Annotated in this window: 9 protein-coding genes; 5 read left to right on the forward strand and 4 right to left on the reverse strand. The window is 63.2% G+C overall.

Translation table 11 applies throughout. The annotated features are described in order from the left end of the window. The gene (locus DEH80_RS09930; RefSeq protein ID WP_165831404.1) at positions 1-1,143 is read left to right on the forward strand and encodes an NAD(P)/FAD-dependent oxidoreductase; all 1,143 of its coding nucleotides are present in this window, start codon (positions 1-3) and stop codon (positions 1,141-1,143) included. Positions 1,144-1,203: 60 nt separating this feature from the next. Here DEH80_RS09930 and DEH80_RS09935 read toward each other — a convergent pair whose 3' ends face one another. Together DEH80_RS09935 and DEH80_RS09940 are read right to left on the reverse strand one after the other, a co-directional pair. After that, entirely contained in the window at positions 1,204-1,725 is a 522-nt protein-coding gene (locus DEH80_RS09935) for a hypothetical protein (RefSeq protein WP_109720332.1), read from the reverse strand. 7 nt (positions 1,726-1,732) lie between these two features. Then, on the reverse strand, positions 1,733-2,959 hold the full coding sequence (locus tag DEH80_RS09940) for a DUF3089 domain-containing protein (protein ID WP_109720333.1): 1,227 nt from the start codon (positions 2,957-2,959) through the stop codon (positions 1,733-1,735). Positions 2,960-3,135: 176 nt separating this feature from the next. Here DEH80_RS09940 and DEH80_RS09945 point away from each other — a divergent pair, with 176 nt between their 5' ends. Together DEH80_RS09945 and DEH80_RS09950 are read left to right on the forward strand one after the other, a co-directional pair. Continuing rightward, a complete protein-coding gene (locus DEH80_RS09945; protein WP_109720334.1) occupies positions 3,136-3,501 on the forward strand; it encodes an MbcA/ParS/Xre antitoxin family protein in 366 nt (121 codons plus the stop codon). Then, positions 3,498-4,208: an RES family NAD+ phosphorylase gene (locus tag DEH80_RS09950; RefSeq protein WP_109720335.1), complete on the forward strand. Its 711-nt coding sequence runs from the start codon at positions 3,498-3,500 to the stop codon at positions 4,206-4,208. The genes DEH80_RS09945 and DEH80_RS09950 overlap by 4 nt, the downstream gene beginning before the upstream one ends. Positions 4,209-4,260: 52 nt before the next feature. Here the strand turns inward: DEH80_RS09950 and DEH80_RS09955 are convergent, their stop codons facing one another. After that, the gene (locus DEH80_RS09955) at positions 4,261-5,163 is read right to left on the reverse strand and encodes a bile acid:sodium symporter family protein (RefSeq protein ID WP_109720336.1); all 903 of its coding nucleotides are present in this window, start codon (positions 5,161-5,163) and stop codon (positions 4,261-4,263) included. 454 nt (positions 5,164-5,617) lie between these two features. After that, a complete protein-coding gene (locus DEH80_RS09965) occupies positions 5,618-6,022 on the reverse strand; it encodes a hypothetical protein (RefSeq protein WP_109720338.1) in 405 nt (134 codons plus the stop codon). 530 nt (positions 6,023-6,552) lie between these two features. Between DEH80_RS09965 and DEH80_RS09970 the strand changes: the two genes are divergently transcribed. Together DEH80_RS09970 and DEH80_RS09975 are read left to right on the forward strand one after the other, a co-directional pair. After that, positions 6,553-6,951, forward strand: a complete 399-nt coding sequence (locus DEH80_RS09970) for a type II toxin-antitoxin system RelE/ParE family toxin (RefSeq protein WP_243412785.1) — start codon at positions 6,553-6,555, stop codon at positions 6,949-6,951. Further along, the gene (locus DEH80_RS09975; protein WP_109720339.1) at positions 6,944-7,249 is read left to right on the forward strand and encodes a helix-turn-helix domain-containing protein; all 306 of its coding nucleotides are present in this window, start codon (positions 6,944-6,946) and stop codon (positions 7,247-7,249) included. Before DEH80_RS09970 ends, DEH80_RS09975 begins: the two co-directional genes overlap by 8 nt. Positions 7,250-7,457 lie beyond the last annotated feature (208 nt).

Consider the following 7,457-nt stretch of genomic DNA (forward strand, 5'->3'; position numbering starts at 1 on the left):
ATGACGACCAGCGCCCGGCAGCCCACCATCGTGCTGGTCGGCGCAGGCCACGCCCACCTGCATATTGCAGCGCGCGCCCAGGCCTATCGCGATGCGGGCGCCCGGCTGCTGCTCATCGACCCCGGCGAGTTCTGGTACTCCGGCATGGCCACAGGTCTGCTGGGGGGAGAATTCAGCCCCGACGAGGACCGCATCGACCCAAACGCGTTGATGCAGGCCTCGGGCGGTGCGTTCATCCGTGAGGCCGTCACCCGCATCTGCCCCGACAGCCGTCGCATCACCCTGGCCAGCGGCCGGACGCTGGACTACGACTGGCTGTCGTTGAACGTGGGTAGCGAGGTCGACACCGAGTCCCTGCCGACAGCAGACAACGGGCCGCAGATTTGGCCCGTCAAGCCGATCCCACCGCTGTACTCGCTGCGCCTATCGCTGGAAGCCGCCATGCGGGATCAAGCCTCCATGCCGCCTGTGGTGATCATCGGCGGGGGCGCGACCGGTAGCGAGATCGCCGCCAACTTGGCCGGGTTGGCCAGGCGTTGCGATGTCGCGCCCCAGGTCACGCTGGTGTCCCGGTCATCCCGCCTGCTGACGTCGGCCCCAGCCGGGGCCGCACGCAGACTGCAGGCCGCATTGGATGACTACCCCGTGGCGCTGCGGCTTTCCGCCGAGGCCAGGCGCATCACGCAAACCGGCGTTGAGCTGGCCTCGGGCGAGGTGTTGCCGGCCGCGCATGTCGTCATGGCAGTGGGTCTGCAGGCCAAGGCGCTCACCCGAACACTGGGTCTGCCCGCCGGCCCACAGGGGCTCAAGGTGGGCCCCACCATGCAAAGCATCGCCGATCCCCGCGTCTTTGCCGCCGGCGATTGCGCCGATTATCAGCCCCGGGCGCTACCCAAGCTGGGCGTGTTCGGCGTCAAGGCCGCCGAGGTAATCCATCACAATCTGCTGGCCAGCCTGCAGCAACGGCCCCTGCGGCCGTACCAACCGCAACGGCGCTGGTTGGCCATTCTCAACCTGGGCAATGGACAAGGCCTGTTGTTGTGGTGGCGATTCTGGTGGCGCGGGCGCTTTAGCGCCTGGCTGAAAAACCGCATCGACCGGCGTTTCATGGCGCAGTACCGCCGCGCAGGTCAGGCTGACTGAATCACGAATTGAATGGCGTCGGTGCAAGCGCAGACCAAAGCAACGTGACCGTGAGCAGGCTTACGCCGGATCAGCGCCACGCGAATCCAGCGCGCCCTGTTGTTCCAGCTTGGCGCCAAGTGCGCGCCACGCAGCCCAGGCCTGTTCGATGTCGGCCGGCAGCGGGCAGCTCAGCCCCAACTGCGGAACGTGAATCTGATCCCCCATCACGCCGCCGCTGAGACTGCGCGTCGGCGAACCGACAATCGACCGGAACTTGCGCCGATGTTGCCGAAAGCGATCCCGGCTGATCACCGCGGCCTTCATGGCCTTGGCCTGCGTTAACAGCTCCCGATCGGCGCTGTGCCCCGATGGCACCTGCAACGCCAATGTCGGAGATTGCAGCAACTGCGTAAACACAGTGTGCTCACTGGCCGGCAGCTGATAGCCCGCACTGGCATCAAAGATCAAACCCACGCAAGACCCCTGCCCCAGCAATCCGATGGCCAAGCCCAGGGGAAGCCGCAGCGTGGGCGGCGCCCCACACCAGTACGCCACGTTGAGTGCATCCACCAGCAGGACCGGGGCGGGGCCAGTTGCCACTGGCGGCCTACCGAGCTTGCGCTGTCAGGTACTGCCGCGCCTGGCTGCGGGCCAGAGCCACGAGGTCGGCCTGCGCCAGGTTCACATCGGCCAGATGCAACCCCCAGTTATCACCCCCGAAAAACTCGCCGGGATAATCGTCGGCGCGTGGGTCTTGCGGGTCGGCGTCAATCCGCACCTCCAGATAATGGGCCCCGCTGTCGGGATGCACGCGGCAGGCACCGTCGATCTGCCCCGGGACCGCGAAGAACGGTGTCTCGACCATCGCCGCAACATTGTCCGCCCGGTTGGCATAAGGCCCGCCGCTGCCGCGGGGCCTAAGCAGCGCCTGGAACACCGGCGGCAACACGAATGGCAGCCGCGCCTGCAAGCCGGCCCGCCCGCCAGACAACGCCGCCGGGTGTACACAAATCGCCTGCATGCCTGGCTCGGTCACCAAGCCGAACCGGGGGTTCGCCAGTGCGGGATCATCGGCGCGGTAACTGGCGTAGGCGACCACACAGCCGGTTTGCGTGGCGTGGCGACAAACCGGGGTGCTGCGAAAACTGCCGCCCACATCCGCTCCCACGGGCTGCGCCAGCGTGGTGCCGGGAATGTGGGCCGCCACCAGACGGGCGGCCAGCGCAGGCGTGGTCTCGACCACCTCGGCGATTAGCCGGGCCAGTAGCCGCGCGCCCTGGGAGTGACCGATCAACACAAAGCCGCGCCCCTCGTTTGCGGTGGCGATGTAGTGCAAAAAGGCCTCGCGCACGTCGCCATAGGCCACTTCATTGGCAGCCTCGATGGCCTCCGGCGAATACACCACATCGGTCCGCCCCGAGACCGCCAGCGCGGTCAGGCTGCGCTGCCGATACACCGGCGCGAACATCCGACAGGTATCCCGGTAGCGACCGGCCTGCAGCAAGGTGGTTTGCCGTTCCTGCACATCTGGCATGCGGTCGGCGTTGGCTCCGGGGTCGGCACTGGTCGTCGGGTACACATAGAAGCAGTCGACCTCGAACTCGGGCGTCAAGGCCACGGTTTCGATGGTTGCCGTGCCATCGGCCGCCACAACCCGGGTATCCAGCGCGCCCATACAGGCGTCGTCCTGGCTATCGAGTTGGGGGTGGCACAGCCAGTCATTGAGATCCGCATACACCTCGCTGACTTCCCCAGGCGCGGGGGATGGCGATGTCGAATCTGCATCACCTGTGCAGGCCTGCAAGCCGGCTGCGAGCGATAACACCGACAGCATCTGCAAGAAACGTCGACTTATGGTCTCCCCATTGATCTTGTTGTTGGGCGACAGACTCTAGCAACCCGCAGGCTTGCCATGCTTGGGCAAAACCGCCGGCCCGAGACCACCGTCCATAAAGTGCGAATCATCACTATCTTCGATAAGATGTGACCAATCGCACTTGGAGGCCCGACATGCAGACAGCTGCCAAAGCCCCGCACATCGATGACGCCGCACTGATCAAAAAGGCCGCGCGCAACGCGGCGACCCAGGCCGGCTTATCAATGCGAGAACTTGCCGCGATCATCGGCTGCCGGCGGGAGACACTCTCGCGCAGCACGGCTGAGCTCAGTGGCAAGCAGGCGGAGCTGGCGCTGTTGTTCCTGCGCTCACAACGCAGCCTATCTGCGCTGACCGGCGGCAGTCGGTCGCACATCCGTCACTGGATGCGCACTCGCAACCTGCACCTGGGCGACCAAGTGCCGAAGACTTTGATGCAATCGGTCGATGGGCTGGTCCGCTCTGTCACCTACCTGGATGCCATGCGCGGCAAGCTGTGACGCGCGACTTCCCCCTCGAACCGCTACGCGGCTCGGCGCTGCGCTATGTGGAATCTCAAAGCCTGATCGCCACGACAGAATTCGTGGACACCGCGGAGGAACAACACCGGCTGGAAGCGCTCCTGGATGCAGCCAAGCCTGCCCTGCCGCCAGATGTCGCCCAGATGCACTGGCTGCTGCGTTCCGCATTTCGCTACCCGCCCCTGCCCTATGGCAGCCGCTTTGGCCCATCGACGGCGCGAGGGATTCTCTACCTCAGCGAGCAACGTTCTGCGCTGGTCGCAGAAATGGCGTTTTACGATTACCAGTTCTACGCTGGCATGGCCGAACCGCCGCCCACCCCGATCCGGCGGTCTCACACCGTCATTCGCGTCGCCGTGGCCACACAACAGGCCACCGACACCCGCCGGCAACCTGATTCCGAGCGGCTCAGTGCCCCGGACAGCTGGCAGGCCAGCCAGGCTTTTGGCACCGACGCACGGGGAGCCGGCGTCGAGGTGATTCGCTATCCCAGCGCCCGCACCTGTGCCCCGCAGGCCACCAACCTGGCGGTGCTCAGCCCCCGAGCCGTCGCCAACGCCCAGAGCCCACCAACCACCGAAACGGGCTTTCGCAGCCGCGTCGATGCCCGTGGCGTCTGGCTGAGCGAAACGCTTTGCGGGCCCGAGTTCTTTCCGGCCGAAGGCCTGCAGCGCAGGCCGTTCTAGGCCAGATGAACCAACTCGTTCTTCTGGCTATGCGCCTGGGGTGAGGGGGGCATTAGCCGGCTGCTTCCAGTGCCGTGCCGAAGCGTCGTCGCCCATAGAAGATGATGCCCAGCGCCGGAAGAAACATCAGCAACCCATAGACGGCTGCGGGCATGTACATGATCTCGCCGTCCAGCCCGCGGACGCCATTCAACACCGTGCCGGCCACCACCATGCCCAGCAAGGTGTTCTGAATGCCCACCTCAATGCCCAGCGTGATGACCTGACGCGTGCCCACGCTCAGCAGCACGCCCAATAGCAATCCAATTGCAGTCATGATCACGGCCAGCACCGCAGTGACGCCCCCGACCACGGCAGCCATCGCCAGGATGTTTTCCCGCGATTCCCACACGATCGCCAGCAGGATGAACAGAAAGCCCAGCGCGGCGAAGCGATCGTAGGCCGGGCCGATGCGCTTGCAAAAAGCCGGTGCCAAGGCGCGCAGCGTCATGCCCAGCCCGATAGGAACAATCGTGAACATGAACACCTGGACGATCATGCGGGCCACTGGCAGCGGCACATCCACCGCCTCACCGGAATACACGTCCATCGCCAGTCCGGCGTACAGCGGAATCGTAAACACCACGATGCAGCTGTTGAACGCGGTCAACGCCACCGACAACGGAACGTCCCCTCGCGCCAGAAACGACACCACGTTGGATGTGGTCCCGCCAGGGCAAGCGGTGAGCACGATCAGACCGACCGCCAGCGCCGGGGTGAGCCCCCACAATCCGGCCAGTGCAAAGCCGACCGCCGGCAGCAGCACGAGCTGACCGATCAACCCCGCACCCACGGCGCGTGGGTACTTACGCAGGTTGGCAAAGTCTCGCGGCGTAAGCGTCATGCCCATACCGAACATGATCAGCAGCAGAATCACCGGCAGAAAAACTTCCACCAGCACGTTGCTCTCTTCCATCGGTTCTCCTCGTCGACACCAGCGCGCTCGGGGTTATCGTTGGTTTGTAGCGAGTCGCGCGACGCCCCCAGTGTAAACCCGTGGACTGGGCCAGTCGCCCGGCGGCCAGACGGTTAGACAGCCGGGTTGGGCTGGTCCGGCTTCAGGAGGCGTACGGAAGATTCGTTGGTCTCAGGCTGACCAGGGCAAACGTGGTGGCGGAGCATCCGCAGATGAGCAAGCACCTGAAGATGGCTATCTACTTTGCAGATCCGCACGCCCCGTGGCAGCGAGGCAGCAACGAGAACATCAACGGCCTGCTACGGCAGTGATTCCCGAAGGGCACCGACCTGTCAGGTGTGAGCCAGGTCCGCCTGAACGACGTCGCGTGGCTACTGAACACCCGGCCAAGGAAACCTTTTGACTTTCAGACCCCGCAGGAGCTTTTCGACCAAGCAACGGCGGATTATCTCAATCATGTTGCACTTGATTCTTGAATCCAAGCCTGGCCCTGCTGGTCGGTGACAACTTCCACATTACCCAACGCATCGGTGTGGGCGTACGTCATTCGCTTGAATTCGGCGACATCATCTCCGTTGGTGCTGGTCATGATGACCGAACCGATGTTGCGTCCACCTCCTCCCACATGGTGGGTGTGCACAATCTTCAAACTACCGTCAGAAGCCCAGGTGCGCGTCCGCTCGAACAGTCCAGCGATGTAGACCGTCTCAGAGCGATCGCCTGAGATCGGATCATCGACCTTCCAGTAACGCTGACGATTGGCACCGTACTTGAACGTGACCGTTCCGTTTGAGCTATTGATCTGGCTTGGCTTACCGAAACTGGTCCACGTAAACGTGCGATCAGCATCCGTCTTCAATGCACCATTGCCGTCGTAGGTCAGGAATATAAGGGACAGACCACGATTTCTAGAACAAACTCTCATTCCGGCCAACTTCCGGCTTACGGGGCCTGCCCGATTTCCCAGGTGTGACGCGCCGAGCCAGCATCAACGCCACTTCCTCTGCGAATCGTTCGCTACCCAGCGCATAGTGCCCATTCGTCGTCTTGCGAATCCTGCCCACCATCTCGGGTTCGAGGTCCCACCGAAACAGCGTAGGCTCAGGAAACAAGTGCAACTTCAACTCGCTACCGGCAACGCTGGCAGCATGACCACGCAGGCATTCACTTATCTCAGTGAAATACTTGTCCAATCAAGTGGGACCACTTCTTGCTGCGGTTTCTGGAGGTGCACTGGGAGAGCCTGCGGGCGGAGATCGAGGGCTGATGCCGGCAACAACGGGGGCGGCGCTGCCGCCCCTGGCTTTTTCCTTTAGCCGCTGCCGTGGGCCGCTGCGCGGCGGCGGCTAAAAATGAAAGCACTCGAACTACGCCACTTAGTGATATAGAATGCCTCCGGGCTATGGACATGACATGCGCGCTTTTACGCTGAAATCGTTTGCTCGCTGGGCACGCAAGGAGGGCCTTGAACAAGCCTCGCTTTGGCAGGCCATCGTCGAGATAGAAGCCGGGCAGATCGATGCCGACTTGGGTGGCCACGTCATCAAAAAGCGTGTGCCCAAAGCCGGCGAAGGCAAGAGCGGAGGCTGGCGAACGCTGCTGGCTTATCGCAGCGGCGATCGTGCGTTTTTCGTCTATGGCTTCGCCAAGAGTGACCGCGGCAACATCAATGACGCTGAACTCAAAGCGCTGAAAGAGTACGCCAAGGAACTGCTGGCCTATACCGAGGATCAGATCAGCAAAGCCTTGAAGGCCGGGCAACTGAATGAGGTGAAGGGCGATGAATGAATCAATCCTGGAAGTCGTCCACGAGTCGGTCCGTGGCATGCACGAGGCCGGTGTCGTGGGTCAGAAAACGATGCGCAAATTCGATGCGCTGTGCCTGCCGCCGGTGAAGCAGTACACGGCTGCGCAGATCAAGCGCATCCGCTCACGCAACAAGGCCAGCCAGGCCGTTTTCGCCGCCTACCTGAACACCAGCGTATCGACGGTGCAGAAGTGGGAGCAGGGCGACAAGCGGCCCAATGGGCCGTCGCTGAAGCTACTGAGCCTCGTCGATCGCAAGGGGATCGAGGCGCTAATCTAAAAGCGAAGTCCGCCGGGCGGCGCTCGGCGGACTTCTGCCGTCATAAAATAGGGGACAGACCCTGAGGATTCCCCACATCTCATGGCGTTGCAACTGCTTGGCTTGCAAGCGAACAGAGTCGCCTGAGGGCTTGGTCGGGTGCGGGTATCCGGGCACTCGATTTTCGTAGATGCTCCCAGCCTCGGCGGAGCATTGAGACTCGGAACCT

The sequence above is a fragment of the Abyssibacter profundi genome (assembly GCF_003151135.1).
Taxonomy (GTDB): Bacteria; Pseudomonadota; Gammaproteobacteria; order Nevskiales; family OUC007; genus Abyssibacter; species Abyssibacter profundi.